Source organism: Pseudomonas bananamidigenes (assembly GCF_001679645.1).
In the GTDB taxonomy this organism is placed as follows: Bacteria; Pseudomonadota; Gammaproteobacteria; order Pseudomonadales; family Pseudomonadaceae; genus Aquipseudomonas; species Aquipseudomonas bananamidigenes.
In genome coordinates this window covers 1-14,424 of record NZ_LRUN01000029.1, presented here as the reverse complement: position 1 = coordinate 14,424, position 14,424 = coordinate 1, and the positions used below count along the sequence as shown (strand labels likewise).

The window sequence follows — 14,424 nt, the reverse complement described above, 5'->3', positions numbered from 1 at the left end:
TGTACGACAAAGCCCTGATTATTCAGGGCTTTGTCGTTTCTGGCGTTCTGAAAAATCTTCGCCTTTAAGGATGCGTTCCATAGCTATTCTGGACGTGTTCCATAACTAACAGCTTTTCTCTCCCCTCTCCGGCGTCCTGCCGAATTGAAGGCCGGTAATCGTCGTCAAACCGCGACCGTTTCAACGCTTCTGGAACGCCAGGCAAAGGCCAACACCATCAGCAGCCCCAAACCTGCCATCGCCGCTCCAGCCAGGGAAATCGCCGGATAACCCAGGCCCGCGTTGATCACGGCTCCGCCCAATGCTGCCCCGATCGCGTTGCCGAAGTTGAAGGCGCCGATGTTTACCGCCGAGGCCAGATTGGGCGCATCCTTGGCAGCTTCCATGACGCGCATCTGCAGGGGCGGTACCAGGGCAAAACTGGCGATCCCCCAAATCAGAATGGCCACGGCGGCCGGTAGCGGCCAGCGCATCAACAGGGTGAACGCCAGCAGGACGAGAATCAGCACACTCAGCGAGACGATCAGGGTGCGATCTATTGAGCGGTCGGCAGCCTTGCCGCCCCACATGTTGCCCAGCGTCAACCCGACCCCGTAAAGCATCAGCATGGCGGTGATGTAAGCGGTGGACGCATGCGTTTCGTTGCTGAGGATCGGCGCGATGTAGGTAAAGACGGTGAACATGGCGCTGGAGCCGACTACGGTCAGGGCCAGCGCACTGAGCACCGGGCCGCGCCCCAACACTCGAATTTCCGCCATGACGCCTACGTTTTGCGGCGCCCGCACGTTGGGCAGTGCAAACCACAACGCGGCCATGGTCATCATGCCCAGCCCGGTAATCCCCCAGAAAGCAGTTCGCCAACCGAACAGCTCGCCAAACCAGGCGGCCAGCGGCACACCGCCGATGGTCGCCAGTGTCAGGCCCGTGAACATTGCCGCAACCGCGCCGGCACGTTTTTCCGGGGCGACCACGCTGGCGGCAACGATGGAGCCGACGCCAAAAAATGCACCATGGTTCAGTGAGGTCACCACCCTGGCGATCATCAGGCTGTGGTAATCCATGGCCAGGGCCGACATCAGATTGCCCAGGGTGAAAATCGCCATGAGCCCGATAAGCAGGTAGCGCCGAGGAATTCTGCCCGTGGTCAGGGTCATCAGGGGTGCGCCAAGCAATACCCCCAGCGCATAAGCACTGACCAGCAAACCGGCCGCAGGAATGGAAACGCCCAGATCCGCAGCGATACTCGGCAACATGCCCATGGGGGCAAATTCTGTTACGCCGATGCCGAAAGCACCGATGGCAAGCGCGACAAGTGGTGGATTGATACGCATGGAAGGCTCCTTATCTATGCCGCAGATGCTACGATCCTGTGTTTTCCAGCGGTAGATAGCATTTTTGGTAATCACCTTTGCGCAGGAGGCACAAGTGGATTTCAACGGCAGGTCGGGGGAAATGAGTGTGTTCATCACGGTGGCGCAGGAAGGCAGCCTGTCGGCGGCGGCGCGAGCACTGGGCCTTACACCCTCGGCAGTCAGTCGGATCATCGCGCGCACCGAACACCGTCTTGGCACCCGCTTGTTGTTGCGCACCACACGAGCCATCACCTTTACTGCCGAGGGCGAAGCGTTCTTGCGTGGTGCCAGGCGAATCCTCGCCGACATGGACGAAGTCGAAGCAGCCATCGCCGATCAGGGCGTACCCAAAGGGCGATTGCGCGTCAGTGCCGCCCTTGGCCATGGCCGGCTGGCCATCGTTCCCCTGGTCGCAGCGTTCAGCGCCCGTTACCCGAACATCGTCGTCGACCTCACACTCGGCGACGAGGTGGTCGACATTCTCGGCGGACAGGCCGACGTCGCGATCCGCTTTGGCCATCTGCCTGACAGCCCGCTGACCGCACGCCGGATCGGCGACACCGGCCAGGTCGTGGTGGCCTCGCCAGAGTATCTGCAGCGCCATGGCGTCCCCCGGGAACCGGAAGACCTGCTGAAACACAACTGCCTGCGCTTCAATTTCCGGCGTGCCGAACCCAACTGGCCGTTCATCCGCGACGGCAAGGAGTTTTCCCTGAAAGTCAGCGGCAATATCGAATGCAGCAGTGGTGAAGCGCTGGCACAACTCGCACGGGTCGGTGCCGGCATAGCGCGTATCGGTGAGTTCACCGTGCGCGAAGATCTACGGCGCGGAGCCCTGGTTGCACTGTTGGAAACCTGGAACCCCGGTGACCTGGAACCGATCCATGCGGTGTTCATAGGTGGGGCAGCCATGCCGGCGCGAGTGCGATTGTTCGTGAACTTTTTGCTGGAACATCACCGGATGTGAGCGCAATTCACAGAAGGCAACCATCGCGGCAGCCCTTCGATTGGACGGGAGTCACGAGTGCCTTTTGCTGTGTGATCGGAACACGCGTTCGGCCCGAAGAGACCCGCCCTCTGATTTCGTCAGACAGCCACGTTAGATTCAGGCAGATGAACGTCAACGGCGCGGGTCGCTTTCCCGGCCGCTTCAGGCCCCCGATTCAGGATCGCTGGCAGGCATCCCGCGCGGCTCTTTTACATCAACGTCCTGACTGTAAGACGCGTCAGACGCCGCAGGCTTGCGGACTACTTCTCCGCTCCCGGGTTCCGGATGTTCTGTGGCGACAGCGTTCGTCGCTGCCACGTCCGTCATGTCTTCATCAAGCGGTGCTTCGTCATCGGGCGGCAATGGCACTTCGGCCTTTTGGTATCTGGGGTCATGCCCGGTTTCGTTGTCGGTGGTGCGTGTCACGGCCTGCTGCGACTGGTTGCCTGGTGCATTTTCGTCGATGTCCATGATGCCTCTCCGTATCGGTGCCCGCGATTGCGTGCTTGAACGTAAGAGAACCTGAGTACCTGTGAGTGCCTTCCATTGGACGAATGGCAGGCAATAAAGAACCCGGCTCTTCGGCCGGGTTTCGTTTATTACGCCTGTACACGTAAAAATTTACGCAACCGCCCGCTCATGCTCGCTTTCATGGACGTAAATCCACGAAATACCCGACGGGGAATGTTCATCAAGACGCATGAGGGCCGAATCGACCTTCTTCTTGGTGATCCCGTCCTTGACCAGATCGAAGACCGTCAGGAAAAAACCTCCCGGAAGCGGCGTGATCGAGAGATTGGTGATGTGCGATTCCGGGCTTCCGGCACGCTGGCCGTGCAGTCCCCAAAGTCGCTCCCAGTAATCGGCCCGGCCCATGATCTCACCGTTCGTGAGTACCACCCGGAAATCTTCCGCCAGTGCATCGTACAAGGGTTTTATGGCGCCTTCGGATTGGGAGGCGACGCCACGGGACCAGGGAAAAAAGAGGTTGTACCAGCGGTACACCTCGGCTTCGACAAGCGCAGTATCAGCCGATGTTGCGAGTCCTTCGCTGATTGCCATCTGTGTTCTCCTTCACAAGAAAAAAGGCGCACGTGTTCCGTTATGCATCGTACGGACGATGCTCCACGCCTTGATCAAGATCCATCCTGAAATCCTGGTGACCGGGCTTTGCTCAACTGATCGGTTGCGAAAAATGCCGGTCAATTGGCGGACACGGTCACGACAAGTGGGTTCTGACCTGACGGATAGTATTGAGAACGGCCCCACGGTCAAACGTGGCCGAACGATCGTTGTCCTCCTATCCGGGGGCAACGGCGAAAATGGCATACTCCCACCGACCAGATCATTTCGGAGACCACTATGCTTCGCGTGTTCGAACGCAGGCTCGACCCTTTTCCACCCGATGAAGCACCGCCCCCGCCCGTGGGGCTGATGCGTTTTCTGTGGGCCTGCACCCGCGGTGCCCGCGGTTATGTCCTCGCTCTGGCGCTGCTCAGTGCCAGTGTGTCGATCTACGAGGCCTGGCTGTTTTCGTTTCTCGGGCAAGTGGTGGACCTGCTTTCCACTTGGCAGACCGGCGGTGCCGTGAGCGGTCAGGAAAGCCGCGTGCTGTGGGGCATCGCCATCGTCTTGCTCACCAGCGTCGGTCTTGTGGCGTTGCGCACCATGGTTCAGCACCAGATTCTGGCGATCAACCTGCCGCTGCGCCTGCGCTGGGACTTCCATCGCCTGATGCTGCGGCAAAGTCTTTCGTTCTTTTCCGACGAGTTCTCCGGACGCGTCACGACCAAAGTGATGCAGACCGCGCTGGCGGTACGCGAAGTGCTGTTTACCGTCATCGAGATCGCCCCCGGCATCGGCGTCTATTTCATTGCGATCATCGCATTGGCCGGGGGCTTTTCCCTGAAACTGATGCTGCCGTTCGTGGCCTGGGTCGCGCTGTTCGGGCTGGCGATGCTGTATTTCGTGCCGCGTCTGGGGCAGGTCGGGCAGGAACAGGCCCATGCCCGGTCGTCGATGACGGGGCGAATTTCCGATGCCTACACCAACATCACCACGGTCAAACTGTTCTCGCATTCCAACCGCGAGGCGCACTTCGCACGTGCGGCAATGGAGGATTTCAAGCAGACCGGTTTTCGCCAGATGCGTCTGGTCAGTCAGTTCGAGATCGTCAATCAGGCGCTGGTAGTCGGGCTGATTCTTGGCGCCGGCGGCTATGCCCTGTGGCTCTGGCATCAGGGTCAGGTCGGCGCGGGTGCGGTGGCTGCAATCACGGCCATGGCGCTGCGGATCAACGGCATGTCCCACTGGATCATGTGGCAAATGACATCGCTGTTCGAAAACATCGGCACCGTTCAGGACGGCATGGCGACCCTGACCCGGGGCCCCAAGGTACAAGACGCGCCGAACGCCGGGGTGCTGGTGCCTTCCGGTGGCACGGTGACCTTCGACGACGTGCACTTCAATTACAACGGTGAGCGCCAGGTGCTCGATGGCCTGAGCCTGCACATTCGCGCCGGAGAAAAAATCGGCCTGGTGGGTCGCTCCGGTGCCGGCAAATCGACGCTGATCAATCTGCTGCTGCGTTTCTACGACGTCGACAGCGGCAAAATCTGCATCGATGGGCAGAACATCGCGCAGGTGACACAGGACAGTCTGCGCAGCGCCATCGGCATGGTCACTCAGGATACGTCACTGCTGCACCGCTCGATCCGCGACAACATTGCCTACGGACGCCCGGACGCCACCGATGCGCAGGTTCATCGCGCCGCGATCAACGCCCAGGCCGACGGTTTCATCAGCCAACTGAGCGACCGTCAGGGCAATACCGGTTATGACACGCTGGTGGGCGAACGCGGCATCAAGCTGTCCGGTGGTCAGCGCCAACGCATCGCCATTGCCCGGGTGATGCTCAAGAACGCTCCGATCCTGCTGCTCGACGAGGCCACCAGTGCGCTGGATTCGGAGGTTGAAGTCGCGATCCAGGAAAGCCTGGATGAAATGATGCAAGGCAAGACCGTCATCGCCATCGCGCATCGGTTGTCGACGATTGCCGCCATGGACCGGCTGATTGTCATGGACGAGGGCCGCATCATCGAACAAGGCACCCACACCGAACTGCTGGAACGAAACGGCACCTATGCGCGACTCTGGCAGCATCAGAGCGGCGGGTTTCTCGGTGAGGATCAGGGGCTGGACGAGGCGCTGGATCGGGTGTGAATGGTGCGCGAGGTATACGGCCCGTGCGGGAACACGCCCACTGAAGCTCGACGATCCTCAACCCACCGCCCGCAACCATTCCAGCAATTCCATTTCCAGACTGCCCGGTCTGGGCGGCGTTGGAGACAGCAAGCAGTAATGCGAGCCGTCTTCAACGAACCCCGAAGGCGCAACCAGCACCCCGCTCTGGATATCGTCGCGAACCAGATGCCACGGCCCCATGGCCACCCCGAGCCCGGCGACAGCGGCCTGAATGCTGAAATAGAAGTGTTCGAAAGACTGCACCTGCGCGGCGGGAACGGCATGGCCCGATGCGCTGGCCCACTCTTGCCAAGCCGTGGGACGGCTGGTGGTCTGCAACAGAGAAGCCGTGGCGCGCAAGCATTGGCCGCGCTCATCGAACCATTGGCCGGCTTTGTCCGGCCGACACACAGGCCCGACCTTTTCGGCAAACAACCGCTCGGCGTGATAACCCGCAGGTCGGGGGAAATCGTCGCGCCGAATGGCCAGGTCGATTCCCTGTTCAAATGAAAACAGACCGCCGCCGGCCACCAAGTGAATGTCCGGACCACCATGGCGCGACTGGAAATCGCTCCAGCGCGGGATCAGCCAGCGCATCAACAGCGTCGGCTCGCAGGACAGGACCAGCCGTCGCGTACGGCGCGCCTCGCTGCGAATTTCGCGAACGGCATGGGTCATCAACCCCAGCCCTTCACTCACCGCTTTGAGCAATCGCCTTCCCGGGTCCGTCAGGAACACCCTGCGCTGGCGCCGCTCGAACAGCTCGACACCCAGATCCTCTTCCAGCAGACGCACCGCCCGACTGATGGCGCCCGGCGTGAGATGCAGCTCGTTCGCCGCACGGGCGAAGTTCTCGAACCGGCCAGCGGATTCAAAGCAGCGCAGCGCCAGCAGAGACGGCATTCGCCCTCCTGAAAATGGTGATTCAGATTCACCTTTCTGTTCAGAAATCATCGTTAGTCCCGGCGCGTGGTCTTTGCAAACATGGCTTTCTATCACCAACCTACTCAAGGTTCCACCATGAACGAATGGATAGTCGTAATCACCATCACGCTGCTTGCATGCATCAGTCCCGGGCCGGATTTCGCGATGGTCTCGCGCAATGGCTTGCTGCTTTCTCGACGCGCCGGCGTACTCACGGCAGCGGGCATTGGTCTGGGGGTGCTGGTGCATGTCGGCTACACCCTGCTGGGACTGGGCTGGGTGCTTCAGCAAACACCGTGGCTGTTCAATGCGTTGAAGCTGGCGGGGGCTGGATACCTCGTCTATCTGGGCATAAAAATGCTTCGCTCCAGACCTGACGTTCGGCAGCCGGATGCTGCGTCACCTGCCCTGTCCGATCTGGCTGCACTGCGCACAGGTTTTCTCACCAACGCACTGAACCCGAAAACCTCGATTTTCATCGTCAGCCTGTTCATGGGCGTCGTCCGACCGGACAGCGGACTGCCGTTGCAAATCGCCTATGGACTGTTCATTGCCGGAGCGCACGTGGAGTGGTTCGGCCTGGTGGCGCTGTGCTTTTCCGCCGGACGGGTGCGCGAGAAACTGCTGGCGGCACGGCAGTGGATTGACCGGGCGTTCGGTGGTCTGCTGGTGGGATTCGGGCTGATGCTGACGCTCTCTCAGCGATCATCCTGATCCGGCGTCGCTACACAGCGATACATAAACCCCCGTTGCACGACACATCCCGGGTACATGCCGATGCAAAAGTGTGGGCCATCGGAACCTTGGCTCCGACCCCACAACCCACACAGGCAGGTACTCTCATGATCAATCAAATCGACACCGTGCTGTACACCGGCAAGACCCGCACCACCGGCGGACGCGATGGCGCCTCGCGCAGTTCCGACGGCAATCTGGACGTCAAACTGTCGCCACCCGGCTCCAACGGCAGCGGCACCAACCCGGAACAACTGCTGGCGGCCGGCTGGTCGGCCTGTTTCATCGGTGCCATGGGCAAAGCGGCGGCAGCACTGAAAATCAGGCTGCCGGCGGATGTGGCGGTGGAAACCGAAATCGATCTGGGCAAGACCGGCGATGCGTTTTTCCTGCAGGCCCGCCTGAACGTCAGCCTGCCGGGACTGGAGCCTTCGGTCGCCCAGTCGCTGATGGAAGCCGCGCACCAGACCTGCCCTTACTCCAAGGCCACACGCGGCAATATCGACGTAACCCTGCGCCTGATTTGAAACCGGCTCGCACCGGCTTCAACCTCGAACGCCCGAAGCACCGCTTCGGGCGTTTTGTTTTGCCGCAACAGACGCGTTCGCCTGTCCATGCTGACGTGTGGTCACCAGCCCGATAAAGGAAATGGCCAGCGCCAGGCCAATGGTCGAAGTCACTTCCAGACGATGCTCCGGCGTCACCATCATCACCGCGAGCGCGGCGCAGATAAAGGCCATCACCAGATACGTCAGCCACGGAAACAGCCACATGCGGAAAGTCAGCTCGACATTCTGCCGCAACAGCATCCGGCGCATGCGCAGTTGAGACACCGCGATCACCAGATACACCAGCAGCGCGATGGCACCGGAACTGGCGAGCAGGAACTGAAACAGGCCGGCGGGCATGAAGTAGCTGAGCAGTGTCACCCCGGCGCCGATGACGCTGCTGGCAATCACCGCCGCCCTCGGCACGCCCGCAGCGGAAGTCACTTTCAAGGCGTGCGGTGCATCGCCGCGAAGTCCCAGTGAAAACAGCATGCGCGAAGCGATATAGATCGACGAGTTCATGCAACTGGCCACGGCGATCAACACCACCACATCGACCATGAATTTGGCGTGGGGAATGTTCATCAACTCCAGTGCCCGCTGATAGGAACCGACGGACGCCAGCAGCGGGTCGTTCCAGGGCACCACGGAAATCACCACGAAAATCGACAACAGGTAAAACACACCGATGCGCCAGATCACCGAGCGCGTGGCCTTGGCGATGTTCTGCGCCGGATGGTCCGATTCGGCGGCAGCGATGGTCACGGCCTCGGTGCCGATGAAACTGAACATGATGGTGATGAAGGCGCCGACCACCGCCGACAGGCCATTGGGCGCGAACCCGCCGTGCTCCTCCATCAAGCGGCTCAGGCCGCTGGCTTCACGCTCGGGAATCCAGCCCATCAACACGGCAAAACCCACGCCGATGAAACCGATGATCGCCACGACCTTGGCCATGGCGAACCAGAATTCGAACTCGCCGTACTTGGAGACACTGAACAGGTTGGTGATGACCAGCAGGATGATAGACACCAGCGCAAACAGCCATGCGTCGACCTGAGGAAACCATTGATTCAGAACATGCCCGGCGGCCAATGCCTCGATGGGAATGACCAGCACCCAGAACCACCAGTAGAGCCAGCCGATGGTGAAGCCGGCCCAGCGACCGATGGCTTGATCGGCGTAAGTGGAAAACGATCCGGTGTCCGGTCGGGCCACCGCCATCTCCCCCAGCATGCGCATGACCAGCACCACCAGCAGGCCGGAAAACAGATACGCCAGCAACACCGCCGGCCCCGCCGCAGCGATGGCGTGCCCGGAACCGACGAACAACCCCGCGCCGATGATTCCTGCGATTGACAACATGGTCACATGGCGCGGCTTGAAGCCCTGCGCCAGCTGACCGCTCGATTCCTTCGAATTCAGGCTGTTCATTGTTTTTGTTGTTCTCTGATGGACGCCTCACCTTACGTGGCCGGTGTTGAACGCAAATAGCCCGTGTGCGGCATGTCGATGCCTGATTTCGACATGCACGGGTGACCGTCAGTGAGAAAGACGAGCCTTCGAACGACTCATGAAAGCGGAGCCGATCCCGAATCTTCCGTAGCACAATCCACGCTTTCGAAGATGAACATACCTTCACCAAAAACCTCGTCGGATGCGTCTAGTCTGCGGGTTCCAACATAGTGACTACAGGAGTTACCCACCATGTTCTCGCACGAAGGCATCCCGCTGGTCTTCCTCTTTCTCGTTCTGCTGCTTGGCGTGCTGACGGCCGTTCTGCATCCGGTGCATGCGTTTTTCAGCTGGCTCAAAAGGCGCAAGCAAAAGACATCGGCCGGGGTTGTGAAAGAGATGGATGCGCGCTGACGTTCTTTCTGTTCGGGTCGGGCGGCATTAGCGTGCGTTGAGTCCGCCGACAACAAGAAAAGGCCTGCCACATGGGCAGGCCTTTGCAGTGTCCCGGTGGTTATTGCTTCAGGATCAACAACGGCTCGCCCTTCTTGACGATGTAAGTCGCCAGTTCCGAACCCTTGTCATTACCGACGTTCTTCGCGATATGCGCCACGCCTTCCGGGATGAACAGCGAGTCGCCCGCTTTCAGCGTTACCGGCGCACGGCCTTCGAGCTGGTATTCGAACGTCCCGCTGACCACATAGGCGACTTCAACGCCCGGGTGCGCATGCCGGGGCGAAGTGATGCCCGGCTCGAAATCGACCCGCGCCTGAATTACTTCGCGATCCGACGCGCCCAGGTCCTGATGGACCAGATCCGTGCGGCTCAGGCCTTGTTGCCAACTCTTGGCGGGGGCCGCCGTTTGAGCCTCGGCGGCGTGTGCCAGGCCGGTCATTGAAACCAGTACGGCGGCTGCGGTCATCAGGAGTGTGCGGTGCATGGTGTTGCCCTCTTGGAAGTCGTGAAGTGACGGTCCTACTTTGAAGAGGGCATGTAGCGCAAGTGTGTCCGGATACCGCCGCTTGTTAACTCACTGTGTACGAGGGCGGGATTGATACATGCTCATACAACTCGCACACCTGCGACAGCCATTGCCTGAAGGCGATGATCTTTTTCGAGGAGGAAGCCACGCAACCGGTGTGAATCGCCCGGTTGCGTGGTCGCTGTCAGGTCTTGGCGGCTTCGTCGATCAGCGCTGCCACTTGCGCAGCACGGGAGGCCAGCGAAGCGTGGCTGGCGTCGAGGGTGATGACTTTCTTCGCATTGAGCCGGGCGGACATGCGTTTCTGGTTGTCCGGGTGAATCATGTGATCCTGGCTGGAAATCTGATACCACGACGGTTTGTGCTTCCACGCCGGATCACTGATGACATCGCCGAAAGTGCTGGCCAGCGGCGCTTTCTGGGTGACGGCCATCACCAGTGCCTCGTCTGCCGACAGGTCCTGGCAGAAGCTTTCATGGAACTTGTCTGCCTTGAGCCAGAGGAAACCGTCGCTGTCCGGGGCGAGATTCGGTGCGGCGGCGGGCAGATGTTCCTGAGTGATGCCGCCCGGGCTTTCGCCCTGATCCGGGGCGAAGGCGGCGATGTACACCAGCCCGGTCACATTCGGTTGATTGCCGGCCTGTGTGATCACCGCCCCGCCGTAGGAATGCCCGACCAGCAGCACCGGCCCGCTGACTTGAGCGACCATTTTGCGGGTGCGCTCGGCATCGTCGGCCAGCGACGTCAGCGGCATTTCCACCGCCTGGATTTTGCTGTAGCCCTTGCGCGTCAGTTCGACAATCACCTTGCCCCAATGCGCGGCACCGCCCCAGAACCCGTGTACCAGCACAATCGTCGGTTTTTCACTCATGGCCCTGCTCCTGCTCGTGATGAATTCGGCGCCAAAGAGTATGGAACGCTTGCACAAACCCGGCGGGCCGGCAGACCAAAGGTGCCTTTCGGGATGTGACAGTTGTCGGATGCCCCAACGCGCCTATATTGAAGAAGGTTCCAGCCGTCCCCCACCGAGTGCCCCAATGGCCACGACCGAGCACCTGATCATCTGCGAGCATTGCGACTGCGTGTATGAAAAGTCCACGCTCGCCGCTCATCAGAAAACCCTCTGCGCTCGCTGCGGCGGCGTGCTTCAGCGCCATAACAATCTGAGCGTGGAGCAACGCCTGGCCCTGAGTTTCACCGCGGCCATGCTGTGGCTGTTCGCCAATTTTTACCCGGTGATGAGCATCAGCATGCAAGGCCTGAAAAACAGCGCGACCCTGTGGGATTCGGTGCTGGCCCTGAGTCAGGGGCCGATCACCTTCATGGCGATGGTGGCGGCGATCTCGATCATCATCGCCCCGGCCTTTCAATTGGCGTTATTGATCTGGGTACTGAGCTTCGCCCTCGCCTCGCGCCGTTCGCCGGCCTTCAAACTGTGCATGCGCTGGCTGGAAACCCTGCGCCCCTGGAGCATGCTGGAAGTGTGTCTGCTCGGGGCGATGGTGGCGGTGTTCAAACTGGCGGGCATGCTCGATGTGATCCCCGGCATCGGCCTGTTTGCGCTGGCCGTGCTCAGCCTGTTGCTGATCCGCATCGCCGGACGCGACATACGCGATTTGTGGGACATTCTATGAAGCGGCCGCCGACCGCCAGCGAACTCAACCTCTGCCTGTGTCACAGCTGCGGCCTGGCCTGCGACATGACCGACGAGCCGCACCACTGCCCGCGCTGCGACGCGCCGCTGCACCGGCGCAAGATCAATTCTCTCGCCCGCACCTGGGCCTACATGTTCGCCGCCCTGGCGTTCTACGTGCCGGCGAATCTGCTGCCGGTGATGAACACCGTCATGCTCGGCAACGGTGCCGACAGCACCATCATGAGCGGCGTGCTGGAATTCTGGGCCCACGGCGCGTGGGACATCGCGCTGATCATCTTCATCGCCAGCATCGCGGTGCCGGGGATCAAGTTCATCGCCCTGACGCTGCTGCTGATTACCGTGCAACGGGACAGCCACTGGGCGCGCCGGGAACGTTCGAAGCTGTACCGGTTCGTCGAGCTGATCGGCTATTGGTCGATGCTCGATGTGCTGGTGGTCGCGCTGGTGGCGGCGCTGGTGAAATTCCAGGCGCTGGGGGATATCGAGCCGCGACCGGGGATTCTGTTTTTCGGCCTGGTGGTGGTGTTCACCATGCTCTCGGCCATGAGCTTCGACCCAAGACTGATCTGGGACAAGGCGCCCGCCGAAGAAACAGACGTGCCCCGACACTCGAACGAACAAGTGCCGGGGCATTGATTGCCGCCAATCAGATCTGCGCGGTGCCGCCGTCGACGAACAGTTCGATGCCGTTGACGAAGCTGCTGTCATCCGAGGCCAGGAACAACGCAGCCTTGGCAATCTCGCTCGGTTCACCCAGACGCCCGATCGGCACCACCGACGCCAGTTGATCGAACAGCCCTTGAGTGTGTTCTGCCGGCACCAGACCTGCCAGCCCCGGGGTGCGAACCGGGCCGGGACTGATGGCGTTGACGCGGATGCGCCGAGGTTTCAAATCCAGCAACCAGGAGCGGGCGAAGTTGCGCACGGCGGCTTTGCTTGCGCTGTAGACGCTGAAGTTTTCCGTGCCCTGCACCGAGGTGGTCGACGACGTCAGCAGGATCGAGGCGCCATCGCGCAGCAGCGGCAGCGCTTTCTGCACGGTGAACAGCGTGCCCTTCACGTTGGCGTCGAAAATCCGGTCGAAATGCTCTTCGGTGATAGCTCCCAGCGGCAGCATGTCACCGCCCCCGGCGTTGGCGAACAGAATGTCGAGGTGCCCGGCCTTCTCGGCGATTTCGCGGTAGACGCGATCCAGGTCTTCCAGCTTCGCCACGTCGCCCTGAATGCCGATGGCGCGCGGGCCGATGGCGGCGACCGCTTTGTCCAGTTCGGCCTGACGACGGCCAGTGATGAAGACGGTGGCGCCCTGGGCGACGAATTCCTGCGCCGAGGCCAGGCCGATACCGGTGGTACCGCCGGTGATCAATGCGATTTTGCCTTCAAGTCTGTTGCTCATGATGAATCTCCAGTAACCGTGTTGAGGAAGGTGACGGGTCGTAGGTGAGCCGTTGAAAGCGACTTTAGGCCGATGGATTGATTTGAAAAATCCGCAAAATCGGTTTTGTTTGTACACAGACATGCACAATACTCAGCACCGACTTCAATCCTTGAGTGCAGCCCGATGAATCAGTTACTGGCGATCCGTGTGTTTGCCCGCGTGGTGGAAAGCGGCTCGTTCACCAAAGCCGCCGACTCGTTGAACCAGCCCAAAACCACGGTCAGCAAACTGATCGGGCAACTGGAAAGCCACCTCGGCGTGCGTCTGCTGCAACGCACCACCCGGCGCCTGACCGTCACCGCCGACGGCGCCTCCTATTACCAGCTGACCCAACAACTGCTGCATCAACTGGACGACATCGATCAGGGTTTCAGCCAGGCCCAAGGCCTGCCTCGGGGTCGGATTCGCGTGGACATCGGCGGCTCCACCGCGACCATGCTGGTGATTCCCGAACTGCCGAAGTTCTTCGAGCGTTATCCGGACATTCAGGTCGATCTGGGCGTCAGCGACCGCCCGGTGGACTTGATCAGCGAGCGCGTCGACTGCGTGATTCGCGGTGGCCCGCTGACCGAACAGGCACTCGCCGTACGCCGCCTCGGCGAAGTGTCCTGGACCACCTGCGCCACGCCCGACTATTTGCAGCGCCACGGCACGCCGATGCACCCGCTGGAGCTTGCCCGGCATCAAATGATCGCCTATCGCTCGGCCTCCACCGGGCGCATTCTGCCGTCGAACTTCCAGCGCAACGGCGAACGCCATCAGATCGAAGGCAAAGGCCTGGTCAGCGTCAACGAAAGCAACGCGCATCTGGCGGCCGGGCTCGCCGGGCTGGGGATCATCCACACCTTCAGCTACACCGTCAGGGCGGCCGTCGAGCGTGGCGAACTGGTGCCGATCCTCACCGACTGGCGCCCGCCGGCCTACCCGTTCCACCTGCTGTACCCGCCGAACCGGCATTTGAGCAATCGGGTGCGGGTGTTTATCGATTGGCTGGTGGAGCGATTTGCGCAGGTTGATTAAGGTCCCAGATTTCGCGGGTTTGCCTACCAATGCCGGCAGTGGGGCCGGTGTTGTTTGTGCTGACGTCATCGCGGGCAAGCCC

The 14,424-nt window shown here is 61.0% G+C and carries 16 protein-coding genes; 8 read left to right on the top strand and 8 right to left on the bottom strand.

Annotated elements, in window-relative coordinates; translation table 11 throughout:
* Nucleotides 1-164: 164 nt before the first annotated feature.
* Nucleotides 165-1,331 (bottom strand): MFS transporter, encoded by a 1,167-nt coding sequence (locus tag BBF94_RS10690; protein ID WP_065259003.1) that lies wholly within the window; start codon nt 1,329-1,331, stop codon nt 165-167.
* A gap of 94 nt (nt 1,332-1,425) precedes the next feature.
* On the opposite strand from BBF94_RS10690, the gene BBF94_RS10685 reads away from it, so the two are divergent.
* The gene (locus BBF94_RS10685) at nt 1,426-2,319 is read left to right on the top strand and encodes a LysR family transcriptional regulator (RefSeq protein ID WP_082302387.1); all 894 of its coding nucleotides are present in this window, start codon (nt 1,426-1,428) and stop codon (nt 2,317-2,319) included.
* 183 nt (nt 2,320-2,502) lie between these two features.
* On the opposite strand, the gene BBF94_RS28380 is transcribed toward BBF94_RS10685, so the two are convergent.
* A complete protein-coding gene (locus tag BBF94_RS28380; protein WP_065259001.1) occupies nt 2,503-2,811 on the bottom strand; it encodes a hypothetical protein in 309 nt (102 codons plus the stop codon).
* A 150-nt stretch (nt 2,812-2,961) separates the two neighbouring features.
* Entirely contained in the window at nt 2,962-3,402 is a 441-nt protein-coding gene (locus tag BBF94_RS10675) for a hypothetical protein (RefSeq protein ID WP_065259000.1), read from the bottom strand.
* A 300-nt stretch (nt 3,403-3,702) separates the two neighbouring features.
* Here BBF94_RS10675 and BBF94_RS10670 point away from each other — a divergent pair, with 300 nt between their 5' ends.
* Nucleotides 3,703-5,562, top strand: coding sequence for an ABC transporter ATP-binding protein (locus BBF94_RS10670; RefSeq protein WP_065258999.1), 1,860 nt, complete (start codon nt 3,703-3,705; stop codon nt 5,560-5,562).
* 57 nt (nt 5,563-5,619) lie between these two features.
* Here the strand turns inward: BBF94_RS10670 and BBF94_RS10665 are convergent, their stop codons facing one another.
* Entirely contained in the window at nt 5,620-6,537 is a 918-nt protein-coding gene (locus BBF94_RS10665) for a LysR family transcriptional regulator (protein WP_065258998.1), read from the bottom strand.
* 66 nt (nt 6,538-6,603) lie between these two features.
* Between BBF94_RS10665 and BBF94_RS10660 the strand changes: the two genes are divergently transcribed.
* Complete coding sequence (locus tag BBF94_RS10660) at nt 6,604-7,221, top strand: LysE family translocator (RefSeq protein ID WP_065258997.1); 618 nt, start codon at nt 6,604-6,606, stop codon at nt 7,219-7,221.
* Nucleotides 7,222-7,349: 128 nt separating this feature from the next.
* Nucleotides 7,350-7,769 carry an organic hydroperoxide resistance protein gene (locus tag BBF94_RS10655; RefSeq protein ID WP_065258996.1) on the top strand — a complete coding sequence of 140 codons (420 nt, stop codon included), beginning with the start codon at nt 7,350-7,352 and terminating at the stop codon, nt 7,767-7,769.
* A gap of 18 nt (nt 7,770-7,787) precedes the next feature.
* On the opposite strand, the gene BBF94_RS10650 is transcribed toward BBF94_RS10655, so the two are convergent.
* Complete coding sequence (locus tag BBF94_RS10650; RefSeq protein WP_065258995.1) at nt 7,788-9,224, bottom strand: amino acid permease; 1,437 nt, start codon at nt 9,222-9,224, stop codon at nt 7,788-7,790.
* Between the two features lie 273 nt (nt 9,225-9,497).
* On the opposite strand from BBF94_RS10650, the gene BBF94_RS27960 reads away from it, so the two are divergent.
* Nucleotides 9,498-9,659 (top strand): hypothetical protein, encoded by a 162-nt coding sequence (locus tag BBF94_RS27960; RefSeq protein WP_176704443.1) that lies wholly within the window; start codon nt 9,498-9,500, stop codon nt 9,657-9,659.
* A 100-nt stretch (nt 9,660-9,759) separates the two neighbouring features.
* On the opposite strand, the gene BBF94_RS10645 is transcribed toward BBF94_RS27960, so the two are convergent.
* Together BBF94_RS10645 and BBF94_RS10640 are read right to left on the bottom strand one after the other, a co-directional pair.
* Nucleotides 9,760-10,185 (bottom strand): cupin domain-containing protein, encoded by a 426-nt coding sequence (locus BBF94_RS10645; RefSeq protein WP_065258994.1) that lies wholly within the window; start codon nt 10,183-10,185, stop codon nt 9,760-9,762.
* Between the two features lie 226 nt (nt 10,186-10,411).
* Entirely contained in the window at nt 10,412-11,098 is a 687-nt protein-coding gene (locus tag BBF94_RS10640) for an alpha/beta hydrolase (RefSeq protein WP_065258993.1), read from the bottom strand.
* Between the two features lie 166 nt (nt 11,099-11,264).
* On the opposite strand from BBF94_RS10640, the gene BBF94_RS10635 reads away from it, so the two are divergent.
* Nucleotides 11,265-11,861, top strand: coding sequence for a paraquat-inducible protein A (locus BBF94_RS10635; protein WP_065258992.1), 597 nt, complete (start codon nt 11,265-11,267; stop codon nt 11,859-11,861).
* Nucleotides 11,858-12,520, top strand: coding sequence for a paraquat-inducible protein A (locus tag BBF94_RS10630; protein ID WP_065258991.1), 663 nt, complete (start codon nt 11,858-11,860; stop codon nt 12,518-12,520). Before BBF94_RS10635 ends, BBF94_RS10630 begins: the two co-directional genes overlap by 4 nt.
* A gap of 10 nt (nt 12,521-12,530) precedes the next feature.
* Here BBF94_RS10630 and BBF94_RS10625 read toward each other — a convergent pair whose 3' ends face one another.
* Complete coding sequence (locus BBF94_RS10625) at nt 12,531-13,280, bottom strand: SDR family NAD(P)-dependent oxidoreductase (protein ID WP_065258990.1); 750 nt, start codon at nt 13,278-13,280, stop codon at nt 12,531-12,533.
* A 165-nt stretch (nt 13,281-13,445) separates the two neighbouring features.
* Here BBF94_RS10625 and BBF94_RS10620 point away from each other — a divergent pair, with 165 nt between their 5' ends.
* Complete coding sequence (locus BBF94_RS10620; protein ID WP_065258989.1) at nt 13,446-14,342, top strand: LysR family transcriptional regulator; 897 nt, start codon at nt 13,446-13,448, stop codon at nt 14,340-14,342.
* Nucleotides 14,343-14,424: the final 82 nt, after the last annotated feature.

Coding starts and splice junctions, on each gene's coding strand:
- BBF94_RS10690 (WP_065259003.1), bottom strand. CDS start 1,331: ATGCGTATCAATCCACCACTTGTCGCGCTTGCCATCGGTGCTTTCGGC.
- BBF94_RS28380 (WP_065259001.1), bottom strand. CDS start 2,811: ATGGACATCGACGAAAATGCACCAGGCAACCAGTCGCAGCAGGCCGTG.
- BBF94_RS10675 (WP_065259000.1), bottom strand. CDS start 3,402: ATGGCAATCAGCGAAGGACTCGCAACATCGGCTGATACTGCGCTTGTC.
- BBF94_RS10670 (WP_065258999.1), top strand. CDS start 3,703: ATGCTTCGCGTGTTCGAACGCAGGCTCGACCCTTTTCCACCCGATGAA.
- BBF94_RS10665 (WP_065258998.1), bottom strand. CDS start 6,537: ATGATTTCTGAACAGAAAGGTGAATCTGAATCACCATTTTCAGGAGGG.
- BBF94_RS10660 (WP_065258997.1), top strand. CDS start 6,604: ATGAACGAATGGATAGTCGTAATCACCATCACGCTGCTTGCATGCATC.
- BBF94_RS10655 (WP_065258996.1), top strand. CDS start 7,350: ATGATCAATCAAATCGACACCGTGCTGTACACCGGCAAGACCCGCACC.
- BBF94_RS10650 (WP_065258995.1), bottom strand. CDS start 9,224: ATGAACAGCCTGAATTCGAAGGAATCGAGCGGTCAGCTGGCGCAGGGC.
- BBF94_RS27960 (WP_176704443.1), top strand. CDS start 9,498: ATGTTCTCGCACGAAGGCATCCCGCTGGTCTTCCTCTTTCTCGTTCTG.
- BBF94_RS10645 (WP_065258994.1), bottom strand. CDS start 10,185: ATGCACCGCACACTCCTGATGACCGCAGCCGCCGTACTGGTTTCAATG.
- BBF94_RS10640 (WP_065258993.1), bottom strand. CDS start 11,098: ATGAGTGAAAAACCGACGATTGTGCTGGTACACGGGTTCTGGGGCGGT.
- BBF94_RS10635 (WP_065258992.1), top strand. CDS start 11,265: ATGGCCACGACCGAGCACCTGATCATCTGCGAGCATTGCGACTGCGTG.
- BBF94_RS10630 (WP_065258991.1), top strand. CDS start 11,858: ATGAAGCGGCCGCCGACCGCCAGCGAACTCAACCTCTGCCTGTGTCAC.
- BBF94_RS10625 (WP_065258990.1), bottom strand. CDS start 13,280: ATGAGCAACAGACTTGAAGGCAAAATCGCATTGATCACCGGCGGTACC.
- BBF94_RS10620 (WP_065258989.1), top strand. CDS start 13,446: ATGAATCAGTTACTGGCGATCCGTGTGTTTGCCCGCGTGGTGGAAAGC.